This window comes from Lyngbya sp. CCY1209, from assembly GCF_035615495.1.
Classification (GTDB): domain Bacteria; phylum Cyanobacteriota; class Cyanobacteriia; order Cyanobacteriales; family Microcoleaceae; genus Limnospira.
Map to the genome: position 1 here is coordinate 1 of NZ_JAJENU010000710.1, position 545 is coordinate 545.

1 pseudogene is annotated in these 545 nt (G+C 48.4%); it reads left to right on the plus strand.

From position 1 onward, the window contains the following. A pseudogene (locus LKE08_RS29160) lies at positions 1–545 on the plus strand (calcium-binding protein); the annotation flags it as partial.

The window sequence follows — 545 nt, forward strand, 5'->3', positions numbered from 1 at the left end:
GGGAAGCGATGTTATAGTTTTCAACCGCAGTACCGAAGACGGATTCGGATTTGTCCAAATTGGTGAAACTTCCGAAACCCTTGATGCGGATCAATTTATTAACCTTGAAACCGGCACTTATCAAGACAGTTTAATTACCCGCGAAAGTCCGATTCTGGCTTACGAACAGGAAACCGGAACCCTCAAATACGACCCGGATGGTTCTGGAGATGCTCCAGCCGAAATTGTTGCAATTTTCAATAATTCTCCATTCCTATCCATCAATGATATCCTGCTGGCGGGAGCGTCAACCATATCTCCACCCCTCCCGGTTTCCGAAACCGTGACGGCGTTCGCTGTCGTCAATGGCACCGAAGAAAGCAATGTCATTTTCGCCGACGATCCTCCCAATTTTACCGGAATTACTGTTACCGTTCCGGTGCCGCCTGGGAGTACCATCACGGAGTTGGTTGGCGGAACTGTAACCTCTTTGAGTGATAACGGTACGTCGGTGGAATTTACTCCAACTGTCGGAGGGGGAAATACGGGAAGTTTTGAGGTGTTTA